The following is a 21,669-nucleotide window of genomic DNA, read 5'->3' on the forward strand; positions in this document are numbered from 1 at the left end:
CTTGATGAGGTGCAGCAGGAACTCGATACAGAATATAACAGAATATAATTAATAGACACTTATATTTTTAAGGATTAAATGCGAATAATTTTTGCCGGAACTCCCGCAATCGCGACGCCCACGCTGCAAGTCTTGGTATCCGCCGGGCATGATGTTTGTGCTGTGCTCACACGAGCCGATGCGCCGCAGGGTCGCATACGCAAAATGACCGCTTCGCCGGTTGCCGAGTGCGCGGCAGAGCACGGCATTCGGGTTATTAAGGCAAACAGGCTGGACGTAGAAGTCACCGCGAAAGTGCGCCAGTTGCGGGCAGATCTCGGTGTGATCGTGGCGTACGGCTCAATTTTAGGGGCTGAGCTGCTTAAAACCCCGCGCCTGGGCTGGGTGAACCTGCATTTTTCCAAGCTGCCAGCCTGGCGCGGCGCGGCTCCTGTGCAGCGCGCTCTGATGGCGGGCGAGCGGGAGCTTGGCGTGAGCGTTTTTAGGCTTGTTAGCGAGCTTGACGCGGGCGATATTGTGACCAAAGATGGTTACACCGCAGCAAAATTCGACACTGCGGATCAGGTGCTCACCGCAATGGGTGCGGTCGGGGCAGGCACAGTGCTCGATGCTGTTGCTGTTTTGGAGCGGAATCCGCAGGCTGGCACGCCCCAGCGGGAGGGGACAAGTTATGCGCACAAGCTGGTGCGCGCCGATGGCAGGCTTGATGTGCGCGGCAGTGTTACAGATTTTATTAATACCTGGGCGGGGGTAACGCCCGAGCCTGGCGCGTATATAGATTTTGGTGGCGAGCCTCTGAAGATTCACGAAATTGCTCCGCTTGCAGGGGCGAGTGTATCTATGGCGCATTCTGCCGCGCCGGGGTCTGCGCCGGGTGATTCTGCCGCGCTAGCCTTCGAGCCGCCCCCGCAAACCACTCTCTCACCAGGGATTTTTCAAATCCTACAGGGGCGTGCGGTGTTGCAGCTTAGCGATGGCGCGCTGGAAATTGTGACGGTGCAACCTGCGGGCAAACAACGGATGGCGGCTACTGCGTGGCTTAACGGTCGCGGCAAGAAAGTTGATTTTAATGGCTAAAAGGGTTTCCGATGCGCGTTTAGCGGCATACGATGTGCTGCGCGATGTGGCAGATCGCGATGCTTACGCTAACCTCTCGTTGCCTGCAAAAATAGAAAAGACGCGACTCAGCACCCGCGATGTCGCTTTTGTAACAGAGTTGGTTTCTGGCACCCTGCGGATGCAGGGCTACTACGACGCGGTGATTTCAATCGCGGCACAGCGTGATAGCGCGCAAATAGATCCGCGCACCCTGCGAGTGCTGCGCCTTGGCGCACACCAGCTGCTGGCGACTAGAGTTGCCGCGCACGCAGCGATTAACGAGTCTGTTGAGCTACAACGACTGGTGTCAAACGCAAAAGCAACGGGTTTTGTTAACGGAGTTTTGCGCACCATCGAGCGCACCGACGGCGCGCGCTGGCAGGAGCTTGTGCGCGAGGCGCAGGGCACTGTTGATGAGCAACTTGCGGCGGCATATTCGCATCCCGAGTGGGTTGTACGGCAACTGCGCGACGCGCTAAACGTCGATGGGCGCGGCACAGAGCTTATCGCGATGCTCGAGGCTAATAACGAGTCGCCGCAGGTTAATCTCGCGCTGCTGCCAGACGGCGAACGCTCAGCAGAGCAGCTGTGCGAGCTGGCGCAGCAAGAGCTGGGCGAAGAGCACATAATATTCACCGGCACCAGCCCGCACGGCGCAGTTTTACGGCGGATCAGTCCGCTCGCTGCTATATCGCGCCTGCGCGAGCGGGGCATAATAGCTTGTGTCCAAGATCAGGGCTCACAGCTGGCAGCGCTGGCGCTGGTGGCGGCTAAGCCGGTTAGCACGGGCGAGAAGTGGCTTGATTTGTGCGCCGGCCCCGGCGGCAAAACCGCGCTGCTTGCCGCTCACGCTAAAATTGCTGGTGCGCACGTGAGAGCGACAGAAGTTACCCCGCACCGCGCAGCGCTAGTGCGCCGCGCAACACAGGATTTTGGCGACACGGTCGATGTTGTGTGCGCCGACGGCAGATCCGAGCGGGCATATGCCGGGCAAAAATACGACAGGATTTTAATTGACGCGCCGTGCTCCGGGCTGGGCGCGCTGCGCCGCCGTCCAGAAGCGCGCTGGCGCAAACAGCCCAGCGATATTCCCGCGCTTACAAAACTGCAGGAGCAACTAATCACCGCCGCCGTGCCGCAGCTGAACTCTGGCGGGGTGCTCGCGTATGTAACCTGTTCGCCGCACCTGGCGGAAACTAAAGCGGTTGTAAAACGGATTCTGCGGCAAAATACGCAGCTGCGCCAGCTACCAACGGGTAAAATCTTAGCGGATATTTCACCCGTTTTACAGCATGACCGGGAACAGCCAGTAACCCAGCTGTGGCCGCACCGCGATGGCACTGACGCGATGTTTATTGTGCTTTTTGAGCTGGCGCAGTAATTTTCGGATAGTTGCTGTAAATTTTTATAGGAGCTAGGAACTTCGTTACCAATTCCAAGCAGTGGCTTTAAACCATTCCAAGTAAACGGCGAAAAATAGCCAAATTAATTTTCCTGTATTTTTTATTAAGCCTGTGCTTTTTGGCAGTTCTGTGCTTTTTATCAAGGAGATATAAATGAATCGCAAAAAACATTGACTTATTACTCAGGATAGCTCTTTTAATTGGTGCGGCAGCGCTCTGTGTGCTGGTCGTGCTACAGTTTACGCACCAGCTCGTTAATGCTGAATTAGTGTACGTTCTGGCTGTAGTGCTGCTTGTGGGTATAGCAGCTAGAATCTGGGTTATGAGGTTCATGAGGTTCAAGCTCGATCAGGATGAATCCAAAGATTACGCGGATAAGAAGCCGCGGATAGCGGTGGCATGGAGTTTTCTTTTAGCGGGTGCTGTGCAGAGCCTGATTACTATAGGGTTCTTCATCGCGAATTATTTGACGAATAACATTAGTTTTCTCCGAGCCATGTATCTTGCGGGTGTAGTGTCACTAGTGTCAACCGTTGTATTTTTTTGTGCTGGCGCATGATTTAAATACCAGGCAAAACGCGCAGCTTAAACCTTAGCAGATAGCTGTTAGCTTCAGTTCCTGTGAGAGGAAATCACCGGAGCTAGGATTTGTGCGGCTACTGTGAAATAAAGCTAGTAAAATTATTGCGGTAAACATTTTGTGTGCAGTGTGAAAGGCGGCTGTGGTGAGTGGTGGCGAGCTGAATCTCTATGAGATTTCTATTGAGAAGCTGATCCGCGCTTATAGCTCAGGTGATTTGAGCGCGGTTGCTGTGACCGCAGCATACCTTAACCGGGTTGCTAAGTTTGACCGTGCGGGCGCGTGCCTGAACTCGATTATCGTGCTAAACCCCGATGTTTTTGATGCAGCGGCAGAATCTGACCGCCGCTACCAAAACGGCACGGCGCGCGAGCTTGAGGGTGTGCCATTCACGGTTAAAGATTCGTACATGGTTGAGGGGCTTACAGTTGCCGCCGGGTCGCCAGCTTTTGCCGGGCTTATGGCAAAGTGGGATGCTTTCACTGTGGCGCAGCTGAAAGCGGCGGGTGCGATTCTAGTAGGCAAAACAAATATGCCGCCAATGGCGGATGGGGGAATGCAGCGCGGTGTATACGGGCGGGCTGAAAATCCCTACAACTCAGACTATTTGGCCGCGGCATACGCCTCCGGCTCGTCTAACGGCTCTGCCGTTGCAACGGCGGCAAATTTTGCCGTTTTTGGGATGGGCGAAGAGACCGTGTCATCGGGTCGCAGCCCGGCGTCAAATAACGCTGTTTGCGCGTACACGCCATCCTGGGGCGTAATCTCGATCAGAGGCAACTGGCCGCTGTTTCCGGCGCGCGATGTGGTTGTGCCACACACCCGTTCAATGCCAGATATGCTGCGCGTGTTAAACGTTTTAGTGGTCTCTGATAAGCAAACCCGCGGTGATTTCTGGCGTCACCAGGAGGTTCTGCAGCTGCCGCAGCCCGAGCGGGTGCGCCCGCGCGACTACACAGAGCTGGGGCGCGATAATCCGCTTGCCGGAAAAACTTTTGCGGTGCCAAAAATGTACCTGGGAGAAGATAGTAACTTCCCAATACGGGTGCGCCCGAGTGTGCTGGAGCTGTGGCGGAAAACAGCGGATAAACTCACGTCTCTCGGCGCAAAACTGGTTGTAACCGATTTCCCCCTGATAGAAAAATACGAGGGTGATAAGCCCGGCAGCGAGAGCGTTGCTGATCTGAACATTCTGCCCGAGGGGTGGATGGGCATCGAGTTTAACCATTTCTTAGCCTACGGGTGGCACGATTTTCTGCTGGCAAACGGCGACCCTAACTGCCCGGAGCTGAAAAATGTTGACCCCGACACAATTTTTCCGCTCTGGCATGGCACCCTGCCTGATCGCTACGAAGAGGTTGTTGACTACGCTAACAGGTATCGCAATGTTGTGAAGTATGCGCGAGAGAGGCTGAGCAATCCGTGCGAGCACCCTGATTTTGAGGCGGGGCTGCGGGCGCTGGTCAGGTTGCGTAAAGAACTGTTTGAAGACTGGCTCGATGTTAACGGCTATGCGGGAGCTGTTTTCCCGGCAATCGCCGATATCGGTCGCGAAGAGGCAGAGCGTGAGATGGCGGCAAACGATCATGCCTGGCAAAACGGCGTGTTTTACGCTAACGGCAACTACGCTATTCGCCACCTGGGCATACCGACGGTTACTGTGAGCATGGGCGTGTGCGCTGATATTGGGGTGCCCGCCGGGGTGACTTTTGCCGGGCGCGCCTATGATGATAACGCGCTGCTGGCTTACGCAACCCAGCTCGAGAGCGCCTCTGCTGAGCGGGCGCTTCCTGCGCTGGCACCGCCTAGCGAAACTGACTCTGTGCGGCTGGTTTCGCGACCTGGAGGCGGTGCTGCCGGTGGTGTTTGTGATGCTGAGATAGTTGCTAGCAGGGTTGAAGCTGTTAGTGAGGGGCAGTTGCGGGTGATGATTGAGGGTGCGCTTGCGGCAGATATTGCGGCTGATGTGCGAGTCTGGGTTGCCGGTGCTGCGGCTGAAGTATCGGGCACAGAGAGCGAATTTACTGCCGAGGTAACAGTGCAGCAACCAGACTACGGCAGAAACCCTGATCCGCGCAAACTCTTGGGCGTTGTTTTGATTGCGGGTGAGACCGGCACAGTCGGCAAACTGCTTGAGCTTGTGTATTAGCACTATTAGGCTTTTGCGGTCTTAACCTGTGCTGCTGGGTTAAAATACTCCTTTACTTTTGTTTATTTGGTGCGGGCAATTTGCTGTGCCCGTGTTTGTTAGAGCAGAAAATTGAGGTTTTTATTACAACAAGTTTATAACGTTTTGTGCGGGGGGGGGGGGGCTTAGCTGATATTCTATCGATAGCGTGAATATTAATTCGTGCGTAGTGGGTTTTGGCACTGCGTTAAGACACACTGCGGTAATTATTTCCGGCGTTAACAAGCGAGTATGAAGAGGTGTTAAAAACATGAGTGTTCTAAAACTTAGAGACGTGCATAAAACATACGAGAGTGCAAACGTGTATGCTTTGCGCGGTGTGAGTTTAACCGTTGCGGTCGGTGAGTTTGTGGCTATAGTTGGACAGTCTGGTTCCGGTAAATCCACTCTGCTACAGTGCGCGGCGGGTCTTGATAATGTCAACAAAGGAAGCGTGGCTATCGGTGGTAAAACAATAACCGGTTTAAGTGATAACGAACTGACACGGGTGAGGCGAGATCATGTTGGTTTTGTTTTCCAGTCATATAACCTGTTTCCCGCTAAGACTGTTAAAGAAAACATCCTTTACCCGTTAAAGCTACAGCGCAAGAAGCTGGATTCAGAATTTTTTAACAGCATTGTAAAACAGCTTGGGATATCTGAATTATTGGATCGATATCCAAGCCTGATATCGGGAGGGCAACAGCAGCGAGTTGCTGTTGCAAGATCTTTAATATCAAGTCCTTCAATTATTTTTGCAGATGAGCCAACCGGTGCTCTGGACTCTGCTTCGAGCCGAGATTTGTTGGTTTTGTTGCGTAAATCAGTGAACGATTTTGGTCAGTCTGTGCTGGTTGTTACACATGATACGGAAGTGGCTGAATATGCTGATCGTGTTATTCACATGGTAGACGGTCAGATATCTAAAATAGTCAACAACACTTCGAGAAGCTAAGAGAATATAATGAGAAAACGTATTTTTCGAAGCAACACTCAGATTATAGCTGCTGTTGCGCTGGGAGTGTTTTTTGTATCATCAGTTTTGATTATGATTGATTCACTGTATGCGACAGTGCAACAAAAAATATCAGACACTTTTCAAGATTATAGTAGTGTAGTTATTGTTGACCCAAGGTACGAGGGTGATAATGACCGAGCATTGTACGATCATCTTGTAAATTCTAATCTGGCAACAAAAATTAATCCTGGAAGGGACACTATAGTAAGACTTGAACGGGGAGGTTTGAGTGATGTGGTGTCGCTAAGGACAGCTGATTGGCTGTCAGGGCACATTCTAGTGGAGGGTAAATTTCCAGAGCGGTCTGGCGAAATAGCGATTGCTGAAAGTACTGCGATAAAGTTCAATCTTAAATTGGGTGCGGATATTAGCTTCAAAGCTGATCTTTCGAGCTCAGAAACTAAGTCTGCCACGCTAGTTGGTATCATTGCGGATAAGGAGAAAGGTTTTATACCTAAACCAGAGCCTGTTTTTTACGGTACTCTAGCGACTGTAAATTTACTGAGAGAGAATAGACCGGATGTATATCAGTATATTCTATTAAAAGCTAGTAATCCAGCTGAGGTTGTTGATTTAATCGCCCAAAAGCACGGTGACTCCCCGGAGTTTAAAGTAGTTTCGATAGGTGATTTTGTGTTGGCTAAAGCTTTGGAGACAGTTCCTGGGAAGCAATACATTCCGTTTATAATAGCTGGTGTTTTAGCCTCATCGTTTATTATTCTTGTGTTGGTTATAGGCTCAGCTTTTTCTGTGTATGTTGAAAGAGACAGCAGGAACTACGCCCTAGAGCGATGCCTGGGCGTAACAAGAACGCAGCTGTTTGGAAAGATTATTTCCAAAGCGGTGACTATTGGGCTTTGCGGTGCTTTGCCGAGCGCTGTAGGAGCAATTTTAATATGGTTCTCAGCCGCGCTCTTAACCAGACACTTTTCTTTTGATTTTTCAGTAATAAAAATTTTGCTCGTCGTGCTATTTGGCGTGGTGGTTACTGTATTCGCCGCTGTTAAACCAGCGTATAAAATTTTTAAGATTCCACCTGTGAGCGCAATTAGAGTGTCTGAATATAATTCTGATGTTCAAGCGCTCAGTTTTGCGCGCGGCTTGATGCTTACTGGTGCAATAGCTCTGACTGTTGTAGCCTGCATCGGATTAGCCTATTTGGGTGGTTTCTTCTTGGTTGTTGCAGTCGCCGTTGTTTTGCTGGTGTTGCTAATAGCTGCGATGCCTCGCATTCTGCGGTTTATCACTAATGTTGCGATCAAGTTGTGTGTTGCTGGTCAAAACCCTGATTTCAGAGATCCGCTGGAGCAGATCCGCTTTGCTCCGCGCAAAGCCGCATCCATAGCAGCTCTGGCTTTTGTAATAGGGGCTTTTATTACAAGCATTGCGGCTGGTGCCGAGTTTCTTGAAAACTCCCTGAAAAATGATCAGGCAAGCAGACTCGGAGCGGATCTGGTTGTTAGGCATGATGCTCAGAGCGGCGATATTGACGAACTGCACTCTTTAATTTCCGGCAGTGAAGTTGTTGAGAATGTTGCAAAGGTTAAAGTGTACAAAGCTAATCTGCTGGGGGATTCAGTTTCGGCAGTGAGGGTGGATGAAGACTTGTTAAGTGTTGTGGGCGGCAGTGAGCATCTGGCGGGTATTAAAACAGATTCGTTTATTGCTGGAACCATTTGTAATGGAACGGGTTTGTCAAACGGGGATGAAACAACCGTGCAAATAGGAGGTGCTAGTTTTCCGCTAAGAGCGCAATTACTGGATTCCGCTGCTGAGTTTATGTACTTTTCGAAAGACTTGCCTATTCCTGGCAACACGCCTGCTGTTGTGGAGCTATGGGCTAAATTAAAGCCGGGCTATTCTGCGAGCGAGGCGCACTCAAAAATTGCCGCTGCCGCCAGCGGCAAGAATGTCTCAATTCGAGGTAATTTGATAATTGGAGAACAGCTTGAAGGCTACCTTAGCGCCCTGAAAGTATCATCCTGGGCGTTGCTGGGTGTGGGAATATTTATTGCGTTAGCGGGTATCTCCAACACACTACGCCTATCAGTGATAGCCCGCAAGCGCGAGTTTGGATTGCAGCGTGCCCTGGGTCTTACCCGGCAAAAAGTGGTTTATCGGGTCTTGTTTGAGGCTTTGGTGTCAGTGCTTAGCGGCTTGGTAGCGGGTGTTTTAACAGGAGTGTTCATCGGCAATGTCTTTATGTTCTCACTTGCTCAGTCTACAAGCTCACTGTCGTTCAGCAGTGGTTTGCCGTTATTGTTTGTTGCGACAACCATCGGCGCAGGTGCGCTGTTAACGCTTCTCATCGCTGCAACCAGCGCACGTGAGGCTTCGCGGGTATCGCCGGTTGAGGCTTTGCGCACCGTGTAGCGGCGTGGGTAAGGCTTAAATGTGACATTTGTGCTCGGTGTAATTGAAGCGGACACTGGGGCGCTGCTGATTGGTTAATTTCAGCTCTCTTGGGTAAAATGTATCTGTGATTGTGAGCTCAGGCAGGGTTCACTTTTCCGCCTTAGTGTAATGGCAGCACGGCAGCCTTTGGAGCTGTTAGGTCTAGGTTCGAATCCTAGGGGCGGAGCGCTCGCAAAATCGTGCGTTCGTTATCCTGAGCAGAAAGATTTTAGATGCAAAACGCTAACCGTTTAGCAGTCGTGATACTTGCCGCAGGTCAGGGTACGCGCATGAAATCAAAAACACCCAAGGTGCTGCACAAAGTTGCAGGACGCTCGCTTATTGCGCACGTGCTGGCAACGGCCTCACAGCTTGATCCGTCACATATTGTTGTGGTTGTGCGGCATCAAAAAGAGCTTGCCGCAGCTGCTGTAAACGAGTTTCTGCCGTCGGCAATTGTGTGTGAGCAGGATGACATCCCCGGCACGGGGCGTGCTGTTGAGCAGGCAATTGCTGCTCTGCCTGCTGATTTCAACGGCGATATCGTAGTTCTTTCGGGGGATGTGCCGCTTATCAACGAGGCAACCCTGCGGGGTGTTATCGCAGCCCATCGTGATGGCTCACACCAGATGACTATCCTGGCGGCAGATGTTGCGAACCCGCAGGGTCTTGGCAGAATCCTGTACGACAACGCGGGGCGCGTCAGCGGCATCGTAGAAGAAAAAGACGCAACCGAAACAGAGCGCCAAATAACTGAAATTAACGGCGGAATCTACGTTTTTGAGCGCCGCGCACTAACGGAGGCGCTTGCGCAGATAGACACCGACAACGTGCAAAAAGAAAAGTACCTAACAGACGCTGCCGCAAAAATTATTGCCACCGGCGGTAGCGTGGCGGCCCACACCGTCGACGATGTGTGGCTGATCGCCGGCGTTAATGATCGCGCGCAGCTTGCGGCCGTTGGCTCTGAGCTGAATCGCCGCCTGGTGCTAAAACACCAGCTGGCAGGGGTCACGATTGTTGATCCGCGGAGCACATATATTGACGTAACAGTTGAAATTGAGGCGGATGTAACGCTCCTGCCGGGAGTGCTGCTGCAGGGAGCAACCCGGGTTGCAACGGGGGCAACAGTTGGTCCGGCAACAACCCTGAAAGACACCTCTGTTGCTACCGGGGCCGTTATTGTGCGCAGCGAAGTGCACGGAGCCAAGATTGCTGCGGGTGTTACTGTCGGTCCGTTTGCGTATATCCGCCCGGGCACAACGCTCGGTGAAAGGTCAAAAGTAGGGGCTTTTGTGGAGGTGAAAGCGTCGCAGCTTGGTGCCGGCGGTAAAGTGCCGCACCTCAGTTATGTTGGTGATGCCACAATCGGCGAGGGCGCAAACCTGGGCGCGGGCACAATAGTTGCCAACTACGACGGTGTTAAAAAGCATCGCACAACCGTTGGGCGTGAAGTTCGCGTGGGCGCTAAATCAGTGCTCGTCGCCCCGGTGACAGTTGGCGACGGAGCGTACAGCGCGGCGGGAGCCGTGATCCGCAAAGAAGTGCCGCCGGGCGCTCTCGCGGTGAGCGTCGCAAGCCAGCGCAACATCCCAGACTGGGTGCTTGAAAACAGGCCAAATACCGATTCTGCCCGTGCCGTAACCGACAAGAAAGAGCTGTGATATGGGAGCAATAGAAACCGCCGCAGGTAAAAAACTCGTGCTAATTTCCGGGCGTGCATATCCGGAACTGGCCGAAAATGTCGCCGCGGAGCTGAACGCGCAAGTGCTTGCAACTGACGCGCGCACCTTCGCCAGCGGCGAGCTGTACGCGCGATTTAACGAGAGTGTGCGCGGCACTGACGCTTTTGTGATCCAGTCGCACATCGCCCCGATCAATGAAAACATTATGGAGCAGCTGGTTATGGTAGATGCGCTCAAGCGCGCTTCTGCTAAGCGAATCACAGTTGTGGCTCCTTTCTACCCCTACTCGCGGCAGGATAAAAAAGGGCGCGGCAGGGAGCCAATTTCTGCGCGCCTGATGGCGGATCTGTTCAAAGCTGCGGGAGCGGATCGCATTATGTCGGTTGATCTGCACGCCGCGCAAATTCAGGGTTTCTTTGACGGGCCGGTGGATCACCTGTTTGCAATGCCCGTGCTGTTGGACTATTTCCGTGACAAACTGGGCGACCGCAATGATGTAACCGTTGTTTCTCCCGATATGGGGCGGGTGCGCGTTGCGGATGTGTGGAGTGACCGGCTCAACGCGCCGCTGGCGATTATCCACAAGCGGCGCGACCCGACGGTTGCAAATAAGGTGAGTATGCACGAGATTGTTGGCAATGTTGAGGGCAGATGGTGTCTTATGGTTGACGATATGATAGACACGGGCGGCACAATTGCAAAGGCAGCTGAGGCGCTGGTTAAAAACGGCGCGCGCGGGGTTACAATAGCGGCAACTCATCCGGTTTTCTCGGGTGACGCGGTTAACAACCTGAACGCCGACTACATTGACGAGGTTGTTGTAACAGACACTTTGCCGGTGCCAGCGAACTGCCGCTTTGAAAAACTAACCGTGCTATCTATTGCGCCGCTGTTGGCAAAAGCAATTCACCAGGTTTTCCATGACGGTTCTGTGACGAGTATGTTTGAGGGTGCTGCGTAGATTTTCGCAGCATAACCGTGTAGTATCTTTTAGGTACTTCGGCGAGGGAGTTTATCTCCGTTATCGACGCGGGACGCCCAGGGTAATTCTGGATTTCTCGTGCGCCGTCAGTCGCATAGTAGAAAATATATCCGGGTGTCAGCCTGGCAAGGAGTAAAAAATTATGAGTAAAGCAGTAAAGCTAGCTGCAGAGGCTCGCGAGAGCTTCGGCAAGGGCGTTGCCCGTAAATTGCGCGCAGCGGGTAAAACCCCTGTGGTTGTTTACGGTCACGGTAGCAATCCGGTGCATTTAACGGTTGAAACTCACCCGCTGAGCCTAATTGTGCGTCAGGCTAACGCGCTTGTTGAGTTGCAAATTAACGGCAAAGCACAGCTCGTGCTGGTTAAAGACGTGCAAAAAGATCCTGTGCGTCAGCTTATTGAGCACGTTGATTTTTTGATCGTTAAAAAAGGTGAGACCGTTGAGGTTGAGGTGCCAGTTGTGCTTGAGGGCGAAACCTTTCCTGGCACAATCGCTGTGCAGGTGCTTAACACCGTGCTTGTTGAAGCTCCGGCAATTAGCATTCCTGAAAACTTAGTTGTGTCTATTGAGGCTCTTGAAGAGGGCGCGCAGGTGCTCGTTAAAGATCTCAACCTTGACCACGGTATTACTGTTGTAACCGATGCAGGAGAGGTTATTGTGAGCGTAATTGTGCCGCTTGAAGAGCTTCCTGAAGATGAAAAATAATGACGAGTCTGCAGAATCTGGTGGCGCAGCGGGTGAAGCAGCAGCGGGAGACTCTGCCGCAGCATCAGCGGCTTAGTAGTATTTAAAAGCTGGGGCAGCTCGCACTTTGGTGTCGAGTTGCCCCTGTTTTACGTTTGAGGGAGAAACTGTGACGGCCGTTTGGGCGCTTGTTGGGCTGGGTAATCCCGGTAGTAAATACGTGGGAACTCGCCACAACGTTGGTGAAATGGCACTAGATCTAATCGCGGGTAAATGCCGACTCAAGCTGAGCGCACACCGCACAGGCAACCAGATCGGGCAGTGCCGGGTGTCACCCGGCGGCGACCAAATAATCCTAATCAAACCCAACAGTTTTATGAACCTGAGCGGCGGGCCGGTGCAGGCGGCGCTGCAGTATTTCAATGTGCCGCTTGACAACACAGTAGTTTTACACGACGAAATAGACATCCCTTTTGATACTTTGCGGCTTAAAAAAGGTGGTGGTCACGGCGGGCATAATGGGCTGCGCGATATCGCAAAAGCCTGCCAGAGCCCCGATTTTACAAGGGTGCGTATAGGAGTTGGCAGACCACCGGGCAGGCAAGACGTGGCAGATTTTGTGCTGAGCGGATTTACCAGCGCTGAGCGCGCAAAGCTGCCGCTGCTGCTCGCAGACAGCGCAGACGCCGCACTCACGGTAATAGAATCGGGGCTGCTTGCTGCGCAGCAAAAGTTCCATTCGCAAGAGAGAGCCTAGCGCAATGACAATCAGCAACCTGCCGCGGCTGCTAAATAAATGCACAGAGTTCGCAGCTGCCGCTGCGTACACAGAAACCGATACTGATTTCACCGTGGCGCAGGGGCTCCGCGCGCCACTGATTGCTGAAATATACCGGCGCAGAATAGAATCTAAGTTGACTGGCGCGCTGCTGGTAATAACCGCTTCTGGTCGTGAGCTGCAGCTTGCTAAGCAGGCACTAAAAACCCTGATACCAGAGGTCGCCACGGTGACGGTGACGGCGTGGGAAACTCTGCCGCACGAGCGACTCAGCCCGTCAAAAGACACTGTTGGCAAGCGTTTTCGCGCGTTGAGCGCGATCCGCTCACACAACAGTGTCGCGCCGCTCATCGTGTTCGCTTCTGTGCGTGCGGTGCTGCAGGCGGTTTCACCGTTCACAGCGTACGCAGAACCGATTACGCTTAGTGCCGGCGTTGAACTGGGGGATATCGGCGAGTTTGCCAGCCAGCTCACGCAGCTCGGCTATGATCGGGTGGATATGGTGACAAGGCGTGGCGAGTTTGCTGTGCGCGGGGGAATTATCGATGTTTTTGTGCCGTCGGCTCCTGCGGCTGTGCGCATTGACTGCTTTGGCGACGAGATTGAGAGCTTGCACGAGTTCGCGGTCGCAGCACAGCGCAGCGCGGATCGGCTAGATAAGCTCGAGGTGTGGCCGGCGCGCGAGCTGCTGCTAACAGAGCGGGTGCGAAAGCGGGCCGCTGAGCTGTTGAGCGCGGGCGCGGCTGAGCCTGAAATGCTCGCAAAAATTGCGTCCGGTGTGACAGTTGAGGGCATGGAATCGCTGCTGCCGCAGCTGGTTGAGCGGCAGTACGCGCTGAGTGAGTTGTTGCCCGAGCAGAGTATGGCGGTGGTGTTTGCTCCGGAGCGGGTTGCGAGCCGAGCCGTGAGTCTTGCGGAAACGAACGCGGAATTTTTGGCGGCGAGGTGGCAGCACGCAACCGAAGCGCAAAAGCCCGTGGCGCAGCTGGTTCGGGAGGCGGAAAAAACCGGGCTTTTCACTCTCAACAGGGTGCGCGAGCTGGGTGGCGTCGATTTTACCTGGCACACCGTAAGCAGCTATGACAGTGGCAGCGGATCGCTTGCCGACGCCGCCGGTGCGGGTGCTGCCGCGGCGACCTCTGGTGGAGAGCCTGGTGCGGGCGTGGAGAATTTAGAAACAAGCGCGGGGGCTGTGAGCGCCGAAACAAGCGCAGACGCGGGCGCAGCGGACGCTGGTGAGGTTCGGGCTGTAGATGCAACCCCAGTGCAAAGCGATACGGTCAGAGTAAACAGTGGATTAATAACCCAGGCGGCGCACACAGACGCGGTAACAAACGCTATTGCGCAGCTTAAATCGTGGTTTGCTAATGTGGCTGAGAGCTCGAGATATGCGGTGCTGGCGATGCCCGATAACGGCACGGTGAAGCGCGTTACTGAACTGCTTAGCGAGGCTGAAATACCAGTTACCAGTGTGGCGCAGCTGCCAGTAGCGCCCGAGTCCGGCATAGCCTACGTAATCGAGGGCGGTTTAGAGGGCGGCTTTACCCTGCCAGCAGCCGGAGTTATGGTGCTCACAGAGGTTGAGTTTTTCGGCCGCAGAGCCGTCGCACGCGCAGTTGCCGCGCAGCGTCCGGCACGTGCGCGCGCTAAAAACGTGGTTGATCCGCTGCACCTGAAAGCCGGTGATTATGTTGTGCACGAGGTGCATGGCATCGGGCGGTTTGTGGAGCTGACAGATCGCACACTGCCGGGCGGCGGCGGGCGCGTGAAACGTGAGTACCTGGTGCTCGAGTACGCGCCGAGCAAGCGCTCAATGCCGGCGGATAAGCTGTACGTGCCAATCGATCAGCTGTCGCAGCTTTCAAAATACGTCGGCGGCGAAACTCCCGCGCTGTCAAAAATGGGTGGCAGTGACTGGGCGAACACGAAAAAGCGCGCCCGTAAAGCCGTGCGCGAGCTTGCTGTTGAGCTGGTGAAGCTGTATTCTGTGCGCGCGCACGCAACCGGGCACGCTTTCAGCCCCGACACAGCATGGCAGGCGGAGCTTGAAGATTCTTTCGCCTACGTTGAAACACCAGATCAGCTCACCGCGATAGCCGATGTGAAGCGGGATATGGAGTGTCCACGTCCAATGGATCGCCTAATCTCTGGCGATGTTGGGTTTGGTAAAACAGAAATTGCTGTGCGGGCGGCGTTTAAGGCGGTGCAGGATAATAAGCAGGTTGCTGTTCTGGTGCCAACAACGCTTCTGGTAAAACAGCATTTTGAGACTTTTCAGTCGCGGTTTGCGGCGTTTCCTGTGCGCTTGCGCGCGCTGAGCCGGTTTCAGAGCGACAAAGAGGCTCGCGAGATTCTGGAGCAGCTAGAGGCGGGGCTTATCGATGTTATTATCGGCACGCACCGGCTACTCGGCAAAAACGTTAAATATCACGATCTTGGTTTGATTATTATCGACGAAGAGCAGCGCTTCGGTGTTGAGCATAAAGAGATTCTCAAAGATATGAAGCAGAATGTCGATGTGCTTAGCATGAGCGCAACCCCGATTCCGCGCACGCTTGAAATGGCGGTGACCGGGATTCGCGAGATGTCCACCCTGGCAACGGCTCCCGAAGACAGGCACCCTATTTTAACCTTTGTGGGGCAGCGCAATGACGCACAAACAGCGGCAGCGATCCGCCGCGAAATGCTGCGTGACGGGCAGGTTTTCTACGTGCACAACCGGGTTGCTGCAATACACCGAGTCGCTAAAAGGGTTGCCGAGTTGGTGCCCGAGGCGCGGGTTGCTGTTGCGCACGGCAGACTCAGTCAGGAGCAGCTCGAGAAAGTTGTTGTTGATTTTTACGAGCGCGAATACGACGTGCTAGTGTGCACAACAATTGTTGAAACCGGGCTTGATATTGCCAACGCCAACACAATTATTGTGGATAACGCAGATAAATACGGGCTGGGGCAGTTGCACCAGTTGCGCGGACGGGTTGGGCGCTCGCGTGAGCGGGCGTACGCCTACTTCTTGTACGAGCCAACAACGCAGCTTACCGAGCACGCCTACGAGCGGCTTGAAACGATCGCAACTCACAACGAGCTTGGCAGCGGAATGCAGGTTGCGCTGCAGGATCTCGAGCTGCGCGGCGCTGGCAATCTGCTCGGTGGCGAGCAGTCAGGGCATATTACGGGGGTTGGTTTTGACCTGTATTTGCGCATGATTAGCGAGGCGATTGACACGTTTAAAGGTGAGGATGTGCAGGAGGCGCGCGAGCTGAATATTATTTTGCCGGTTGCCGCTTACATTCCCGAAGATTATATTGACAGCGAGCGTTTACGGCTCGAGGCGTATCAAAAGTTTGCGGCAGCTGCGCACCCGCAGGCCGCCGCAGAAAATGTGTCGCTCGTGGTTGAGGAGTTGCAGGATCGCTACGGCGCGCTTCCCGCACCGGTTGTTGAGTTGGCGCGGCTGTCTCAACTGCGCCGCACGGTGTCGCTGTTTGGCGTTTTAGAGCTGAAGTTTAATGCCGGGGTGTTGCAGGTTTCGCCCGTGCAGTTGCCCGACTCGAAGCAGATGCGACTGCGCAGGCTGTATCCGCGTGCAGAATACGCGCGGGGTGTAATCACAGTGCCCGCGCCGGAGGCTCTTTTGGGCGGCGCAAAGCAGCTGAGTGCGAGCCGATTTAGCTGCGGTTTGAAGGCGGCGGATCAGGCGCTTGACGGTGATATTCTAGGCTGGGTTTCGCGCTTTTTCGCGAATATTGTTGAGGAGTAGCTTTTGCACCCCGGTCGAGGATTAGATCTTGCACCTTGGTCGAGGAGCGGATTTTGCACCCCGGCGGGTTTTATGCGGCTGCCTTTTCTAACTTCGCCAGAATAGACTCAAGTTTTTCTAGCTGGTCGCTGGTAGGAGTGAACACACCATCTTTAACCTCGGTTACAAGACTTATTTCAAGCGCGTCTGCAACGTCTTGCATTTGGAAAGCGGGAACAATTGCACGCCACGCTTTAATCACACTAATGCCTGAGCTGTAGCTGTACCCGGCAAACGCTATTGGCTTACCGATCCACTCGTCAGAGATGCTGTCAAAAGCGTTTTTTAGTGGTGCTGGCACTGAGCCGTTATATTCGGGCGTAACAAGAATATAAGCGTCACAGGAGTCGATTTTTTCGCTCCACGCTTGCACAGCAGTGTTATCGTATTTTTTATTGAGCTGCCGCGGGGAAACGGCGCCGGTGAAAAACGGTATTTCGTAATCCTTTAGATCTATTAGCTCGTATGTCGCATTGCGCGGTTTGCTCTGTGCGGTTTTATAGATCCACGCGGCAATTTCCGCGTTGATGCGCCCTTCGCGGGTTGAACCAATAATAATTCCTGTGCGCATTTTCTGTCTTCTTTCTTGTGTGATAATCAATGCAATAATTTTATTTTATAGCGGATGATTTTATCTAGAAAATCTTTTTTATTCAGCTTAACGGTAGTAAAGTGTGTTAAAAGCTACTGTCGAAAGGTGTCTTTGTGAAAAAACTAATCAGTGATCCAAACGTGTTATCGCAAACGGGCAGTCAATGGGCGTTGCGTTAACAAGCTGTACCGTGCCGGCGGTTAGCAAACTAACTTTTGAACTGCCAGCAGATCAAATCGAAATGGGCGTTGGCGTTTATGGCGAGCCTTGGCGTTCGCGCGTGTCGCACACATCCGCTAGCGAAATTGCTGCGGAGCTGGTCGACACCATCGCAACCGACCTTGATTGCATCGAGGCGCGGCAGGTTGCGGTTTGACGGGCGGTCGTGATTCTGTGGGTGATTCCGGTTTGGTGAGCGGCAGTGGTTCGGCGAGTGGCGGTCGCGATACTAGCGCCGCAGCGACAGGGTTCGCCGCAGAACTCCACGGTGTCGCGCGTGCCCGGGCGGTTGTTGAGCGCCTACTCGCTGACAACGGGTGCGCGTGGCATCTCGAGCAGACTCACGAGAGCCTCAGCAAATACCTGCAGGAGGAGGCTGCGGAAACGGTTGACGCGATTATCGACGGTGACCCCGCTAAAATAGCCGAAGAGTTGGGAGACGTGCTGTATCAGGTTCTTTTCCACACTGAGCTGGCACGCAAAAATGGCGAAACCTATAGTTTTGACACTGTTGCGGAGCGTCTCGCCGAGAAGCTTATAGCGCGCCACCCGCACGTTTTCGAGACTGGCGAACAGCTCACAAGCGCGGAGCTTACAGAAATGTGGCAGCAGCTTAAATTACGAGCGGATCGTAAACTCGCGTCTGGGGGTGGTATTTCGTTTTAGGATGGTGGCTGGTTAGTTAAGTATATAGTTGCTTAGAGGTTAGTGTTTTGGGTTGTGTGATGATGTGGTGTAGTTAGTGTGTATGTGCTGATTGTGGTTTTTGGTGTGGTTGTTTGTTTGGTGCGTGATTGTGTATTTTGGGTTGATGTAATAGACTGGGGGGGGGGGGGAGATGATTTGTAACTAGTGTAAGTTATTTTTTGTCTTTCTTTATTATTAAGTGATGATATTGAAAGAAGGTTAAACTTTTGAAAAGTTCAGGAAAGCCTATTTTGTTAAGGGTAGTTTCTGGTGTTGCTGCTTTTGCTTTGTGCATTGGTGGAACGGTTCTGGCTGCGCAGCCAGCGCTTGCTGTTGATTCTGTGGAAGCAGATACAACAGTTGCTGCGACCGAGACTGAAAACGTTGTTTTTGAAGACTCAGGTCTTAAAGACTGCGTTCGATATGCTCTGCAGAAAAAAGACGGTGAAGAAGTAACAGTTGCTGAAGCAGCTGAGCTTAAATACCTAAACTGCGACAATGACGAGCAAGATAAACCATACTTGTTTGTTTCTAATATCAATGATCTCAAATATTTCACCGGTCTAGAAGCCCTGGCTGCTTACGGTGATTTCGTTGATCTAACACCTCTGAAAGGTTTGAAAAAACTAACCTATCTGACAATCGGTGGTAACTTTACAGATCTTTCGCCCGTTAAAGAGCTAACTGAAGTAAAACAGCTTTTGTTGTACGGTAAATACACTGACATCAGCGTTCTAGCTTCACTAACAAAACTCAACGAGGTTTTTCTGCAGGGTAACTTTGTGAACGTTGATGCGCTTATAGGTCTTCCTGACCTGAAGGAGCTAACTTTGCGTGATTGCCGTTACATCAGACCTGCTGATCGTGACGCACTGCAAGCGAAATTCGATGCAATAACCGGCGGTGAACTATCTTTTGTGTACTGTGGCGTTGCCGGTCAGAATACCCCTAGCGTACAGGGTCTTGAGCGTATTGCTGGCAAAGATCGTTACGATACCGCGCTTGCCGTTTCAAAACAGTTCCCAGCAAATGTTCAGGCTGTTTTTATTGCCAGTGGTGAAAACTTCCCTGATGCACTAAGCGCTTCTGTTGTTGCTGCACACATGAAGAGTCCAGTTTTGCTAACACCTCGCAACGAGCTTGCAGAGGGCACAGTTGAAGAGCTGAAACGTCTCAAACCTGGGATTGTTTACGTTGTGGGTGGTCGTGACGTGATTTCAGCTACCATCGAAAACGAGTTGAAAGCTGCTGGTTACACCGTAAAACGTCTTGACGGAGCTGACAGATATGAGACGAACATGATTGTTAACTCACTCGTGTTCTACGATGAAGATTACGAGCTTGTTGATCTGCGCGACGCTGTTTTTGCTACAGGAGATAATTTCCCAGACGCTCTGGTAGCTGCTAATTTTGCCGCTAGCAACTATGCGCCTATTGTGCTAATTGACGGTAAACTTCCTAATCTTAACGATTTCTTGAACAGTGATGAGATCTTCACCTCTCAGGATCGCGTGTATATCGCAGGTGGTACGAGCGTTGTTTCTGAGGGCATTGAAGAATCTCTGAAAGAGGTATTCTCTACCGTTAAGCGTTTTGCTGGTGCGGATCGTTATGAGACTGCTGCGCTAATTGCCGAGAACTTTGTTGGATATAACGCTGATGCCGCTTTCCTTGCAACCGGTGAAAACTACGCCGACGCACTTACCGCTGTTGCGCTTGCTGGTAGTTTGCGTAGCCCGCTGTTCATTACTCAGACAGGCTGCCTGACTGCTGCTACCGCAGGCGCTATTGATCGGGTTGCTGCTGCTAACATGGTTACCGTTGGCGGTCTAGAGGCTGTGAGCGAGAATGCTAAAAAGGGTGTTCGCTGCTCATGAGTCTGAGTGCTTAAGCTGTATTTAAGAGTAGACGCTTAGTGTGTTTGCTTGAGAATATAAGATACTAGACGGGGCACACTCGCGATCACAATTTTAGCAATCACGAGTGTGCCCCGTTTGTATGTGTAAATCGCAGGGTAGAATGTATATATGGCTAATAAAATTTCTGCTGTGCGCGGTATGCGTGATTTTCTGCCTTTTCAAAAACGCAAACGTGAGCGAGTTTTGCAGATAATTCGCGAGGTCTATCAAAAACACGCATTTACTGAGATAGAAACGCCAGTTGTTGAAGATTATGACATACTACACTCAGGGCTTGGTGGCGATAATGAAAAACTGTCTTTCTCGATTTTAAAACGAGGCATTTCTGATAAGCCGTACACAACAGAAAAGCTTAAAGCCGCAGAATTATGTGATCTCGGTCTGCGGTTTGATTTAACAGTGCCGCTCGCGCGCTACTACGCCAGCAACCAGGCTGCACTGCCGCAGGTGTTTAGAGCGGTGCAGATTGGTCCGGTGTGGCGCGCTGAGCGTCCGCAACAGGGTCGTTACCGACAGTTTGTGCAGGCTGATATTGATATTATTGGTGAGTTTTCGATGCTGGCTGAGCTGGAGTTAATTACCGCAACAGCAGCCGCGTTGAATCGACTTGGATTGCGAGACTGTGTGATCCGCATCAATGATAGGCGCGTGCTGCTGTCGTTACTTAAACACTGCGGCTTTAACGCGGACGATTTCAATCGTGTTTTAATAACCATAGACAAACTGGATAAAATCGGTTTTGCGGGGGTTATTGAGGAGCTTGTGGCAAATGAGTTTGCGGCATCCGCTGTTGCAAAACTTGAGCCTTTTTTAAGCGGGGTTGCGGCGCTACCCGCGGGAATCCCGCTAACAGTTGCGGCAATTGCCGAGGTTATGCCGGAGGAAGTTCAAAATGATGCTCTAGCAGAGCTTGCCGAGCTGGGGGATTCGCTTGTTTCAATCCTACCTAACGGGGTTACAGCGGAGTTTGATCCGACGCTGGTGCGTGGTATGGGGTATTACACGGGCACGATCTTTGAAATATCACACCCGGGTTCTGGCAGTTCTGTTGGCGGCGGCGGTCGCTACGACGGTATGATTGGCAGGTTTTTAGGCGAGCAGGTGCCGGCCGTTGGTTTTTCTATCGGTTTTGAAAGAATTATTGATCTTGTGGAGCTGCCAGAAGATAGCGCGCAAGAGCAGAAAATAGCACTTATAGCGGATAAAGACTGTGCTGCGCCGCAGCAGCTTGTTAAGCTGAAATCTGAGCTGCTGGCACTTGGTAAGCAACCGCACATTGTGTGGCGCAAGAAAAACATGAAGCCCGTTTTTGCGTATTTAGCGGCTGAAGGGTTTACCGAATTTGCGAACGTTAACAGCGCTCTGGCTGCTGCTGAGCTTAACATTAAAACTTTCGAGACGGTCTAGAAGGTCACAGCGCTTAAGAGTTTTGTGGCTGGCGAGCTGAGGCTGTCGGGGTTGGTGTTTGAGTTGGCTTTGTGTCGTAAACTCGCGTCTGGGGGTGGTATTTCGTTTTAGGATGGTGGCTGGTTAGTTAAGTATATAGTTGCTTAGAGGTTAGTGTTTTGGGTTGTGTGATGATGTGGTGTAGTTAGTGTGTATGTGCTGATTGTGGTTTTTGGTGTGGTTGTTTGTTTGGTGCGTGATTGTGTATTTTGGGTTGATG

Annotated in this window: 15 protein-coding genes and 1 tRNA gene; 15 read left to right on the forward strand and 1 reads right to left on the reverse strand. The window is 52.4% G+C overall.

What is annotated here, in order from left to right; genetic code table 11:
• Positions 1–78 precede the first annotated feature (78 nt).
• The 11 genes from KJY78_RS02780 (at position 79) to mfd (ending at position 16,547) form a co-directional block, all read left to right on the forward strand.
• Complete coding sequence (locus KJY78_RS02780) at positions 79–1,077, forward strand: methionyl-tRNA formyltransferase (RefSeq protein ID WP_214337078.1); 999 nt, start codon at positions 79–81, stop codon at positions 1,075–1,077.
• Positions 1,070–2,479: an RsmB/NOP family class I SAM-dependent RNA methyltransferase gene (locus tag KJY78_RS02785; RefSeq protein WP_214337079.1), complete on the forward strand. Its 1,410-nt coding sequence runs from the start codon at positions 1,070–1,072 to the stop codon at positions 2,477–2,479. Before KJY78_RS02780 ends, KJY78_RS02785 begins: the two co-directional genes overlap by 8 nt.
• Before the next feature lie 744 nt (positions 2,480–3,223).
• Entirely contained in the window at positions 3,224–5,230 is a 2,007-nt protein-coding gene (locus tag KJY78_RS02790; RefSeq protein WP_214337080.1) for an amidase, read from the forward strand.
• A gap of 289 nt (positions 5,231–5,519) precedes the next feature.
• Positions 5,520–6,203 carry an ABC transporter ATP-binding protein gene (locus KJY78_RS02795; protein ID WP_214337081.1) on the forward strand — a complete coding sequence of 228 codons (684 nt, stop codon included), beginning with the start codon at positions 5,520–5,522 and terminating at the stop codon, positions 6,201–6,203.
• Between the two features lie 9 nt (positions 6,204–6,212).
• Positions 6,213–8,639 (forward strand): ABC transporter permease, encoded by a 2,427-nt coding sequence (locus tag KJY78_RS02800; protein WP_214337082.1) that lies wholly within the window; start codon positions 6,213–6,215, stop codon positions 8,637–8,639.
• Between the two features lie 136 nt (positions 8,640–8,775).
• Positions 8,776–8,847, forward strand: a tRNA-Gln gene (locus tag KJY78_RS02805).
• A gap of 46 nt (positions 8,848–8,893) precedes the next feature.
• Positions 8,894–10,324 carry a bifunctional UDP-N-acetylglucosamine diphosphorylase/glucosamine-1-phosphate N-acetyltransferase GlmU gene (glmU, locus tag KJY78_RS02810; RefSeq protein ID WP_214337083.1) on the forward strand — a complete coding sequence of 477 codons (1,431 nt, stop codon included), beginning with the start codon at positions 8,894–8,896 and terminating at the stop codon, positions 10,322–10,324.
• 1 nt (position 10,325) lies between these two features.
• Positions 10,326–11,306, forward strand: a complete 981-nt coding sequence (locus KJY78_RS02815) for a ribose-phosphate diphosphokinase (protein WP_214337084.1) — start codon at positions 10,326–10,328, stop codon at positions 11,304–11,306.
• A gap of 163 nt (positions 11,307–11,469) precedes the next feature.
• Positions 11,470–12,033: a 50S ribosomal protein L25/general stress protein Ctc gene (locus tag KJY78_RS02820; RefSeq protein WP_214337085.1), complete on the forward strand. Its 564-nt coding sequence runs from the start codon at positions 11,470–11,472 to the stop codon at positions 12,031–12,033.
• Between the two features lie 148 nt (positions 12,034–12,181).
• Complete coding sequence (pth, locus tag KJY78_RS02825) at positions 12,182–12,769, forward strand: aminoacyl-tRNA hydrolase (RefSeq protein ID WP_214337086.1); 588 nt, start codon at positions 12,182–12,184, stop codon at positions 12,767–12,769.
• A gap of 4 nt (positions 12,770–12,773) precedes the next feature.
• Positions 12,774–16,547 carry a transcription-repair coupling factor gene (gene mfd, locus KJY78_RS02830; RefSeq protein ID WP_214337087.1) on the forward strand — a complete coding sequence of 1,258 codons (3,774 nt, stop codon included), beginning with the start codon at positions 12,774–12,776 and terminating at the stop codon, positions 16,545–16,547.
• 70 nt (positions 16,548–16,617) lie between these two features.
• Here the strand turns inward: mfd and KJY78_RS02835 are convergent, their stop codons facing one another.
• Positions 16,618–17,157, reverse strand: coding sequence for an NADPH-dependent FMN reductase (locus tag KJY78_RS02835; protein ID WP_214337088.1), 540 nt, complete (start codon positions 17,155–17,157; stop codon positions 16,618–16,620).
• 166 nt (positions 17,158–17,323) lie between these two features.
• Between KJY78_RS02835 and KJY78_RS02840 the strand changes: the two genes are divergently transcribed.
• The 4 genes from KJY78_RS02840 (at position 17,324) to hisS (ending at position 21,410) form a co-directional block, all read left to right on the forward strand.
• The gene (locus KJY78_RS02840; protein WP_348771180.1) at positions 17,324–17,554 is read left to right on the forward strand and encodes a dihydroxyacetone kinase subunit DhaK; all 231 of its coding nucleotides are present in this window, start codon (positions 17,324–17,326) and stop codon (positions 17,552–17,554) included.
• Positions 17,551–18,063, forward strand: a complete 513-nt coding sequence (locus KJY78_RS02845) for a MazG nucleotide pyrophosphohydrolase domain-containing protein (protein WP_250544085.1) — start codon at positions 17,551–17,553, stop codon at positions 18,061–18,063. The genes KJY78_RS02840 and KJY78_RS02845 overlap by 4 nt, the downstream gene beginning before the upstream one ends.
• 308 nt (positions 18,064–18,371) lie before the next feature.
• Positions 18,372–19,961: a cell wall-binding repeat-containing protein gene (locus KJY78_RS02850; RefSeq protein ID WP_214337090.1), complete on the forward strand. Its 1,590-nt coding sequence runs from the start codon at positions 18,372–18,374 to the stop codon at positions 19,959–19,961.
• 150 nt (positions 19,962–20,111) lie between these two features.
• A complete protein-coding gene (gene hisS, locus KJY78_RS02855) occupies positions 20,112–21,410 on the forward strand; it encodes a histidine--tRNA ligase (RefSeq protein WP_214337091.1) in 1,299 nt (432 codons plus the stop codon).
• The last annotated feature ends 259 nt before the right edge of the window (positions 21,411–21,669 follow it).

Origin of the sequence: Canibacter zhuwentaonis (assembly GCF_018531145.1) — a bacterium.
Lineage (GTDB): Bacteria > Actinomycetota > Actinomycetes > Actinomycetales > Microbacteriaceae > Canibacter > Canibacter zhuwentaonis.

Coding starts and splice junctions, on each gene's coding strand:
- KJY78_RS02785 (WP_214337079.1), top strand. CDS start 1,070: ATGGCTAAAAGGGTTTCCGATGCGCGTTTAGCGGCATACGATGTGCTG.
- mfd (WP_214337087.1), top strand. CDS start 12,774: ATGACAATCAGCAACCTGCCGCGGCTGCTAAATAAATGCACAGAGTTC.
- KJY78_RS02820 (WP_214337085.1), top strand. CDS start 11,470: ATGAGTAAAGCAGTAAAGCTAGCTGCAGAGGCTCGCGAGAGCTTCGGC.
- KJY78_RS02795 (WP_214337081.1), top strand. CDS start 5,520: ATGAGTGTTCTAAAACTTAGAGACGTGCATAAAACATACGAGAGTGCA.
- glmU (WP_214337083.1), top strand. CDS start 8,894: ATGCAAAACGCTAACCGTTTAGCAGTCGTGATACTTGCCGCAGGTCAG.
- KJY78_RS02815 (WP_214337084.1), top strand. CDS start 10,326: ATGGGAGCAATAGAAACCGCCGCAGGTAAAAAACTCGTGCTAATTTCC.
- KJY78_RS02800 (WP_214337082.1), top strand. CDS start 6,213: ATGAGAAAACGTATTTTTCGAAGCAACACTCAGATTATAGCTGCTGTT.
- hisS (WP_214337091.1), top strand. CDS start 20,112: ATGGCTAATAAAATTTCTGCTGTGCGCGGTATGCGTGATTTTCTGCCT.
- KJY78_RS02835 (WP_214337088.1), bottom strand. CDS start 17,157: ATGCGCACAGGAATTATTATTGGTTCAACCCGCGAAGGGCGCATCAAC.
- KJY78_RS02780 (WP_214337078.1), top strand. CDS start 79: ATGCGAATAATTTTTGCCGGAACTCCCGCAATCGCGACGCCCACGCTG.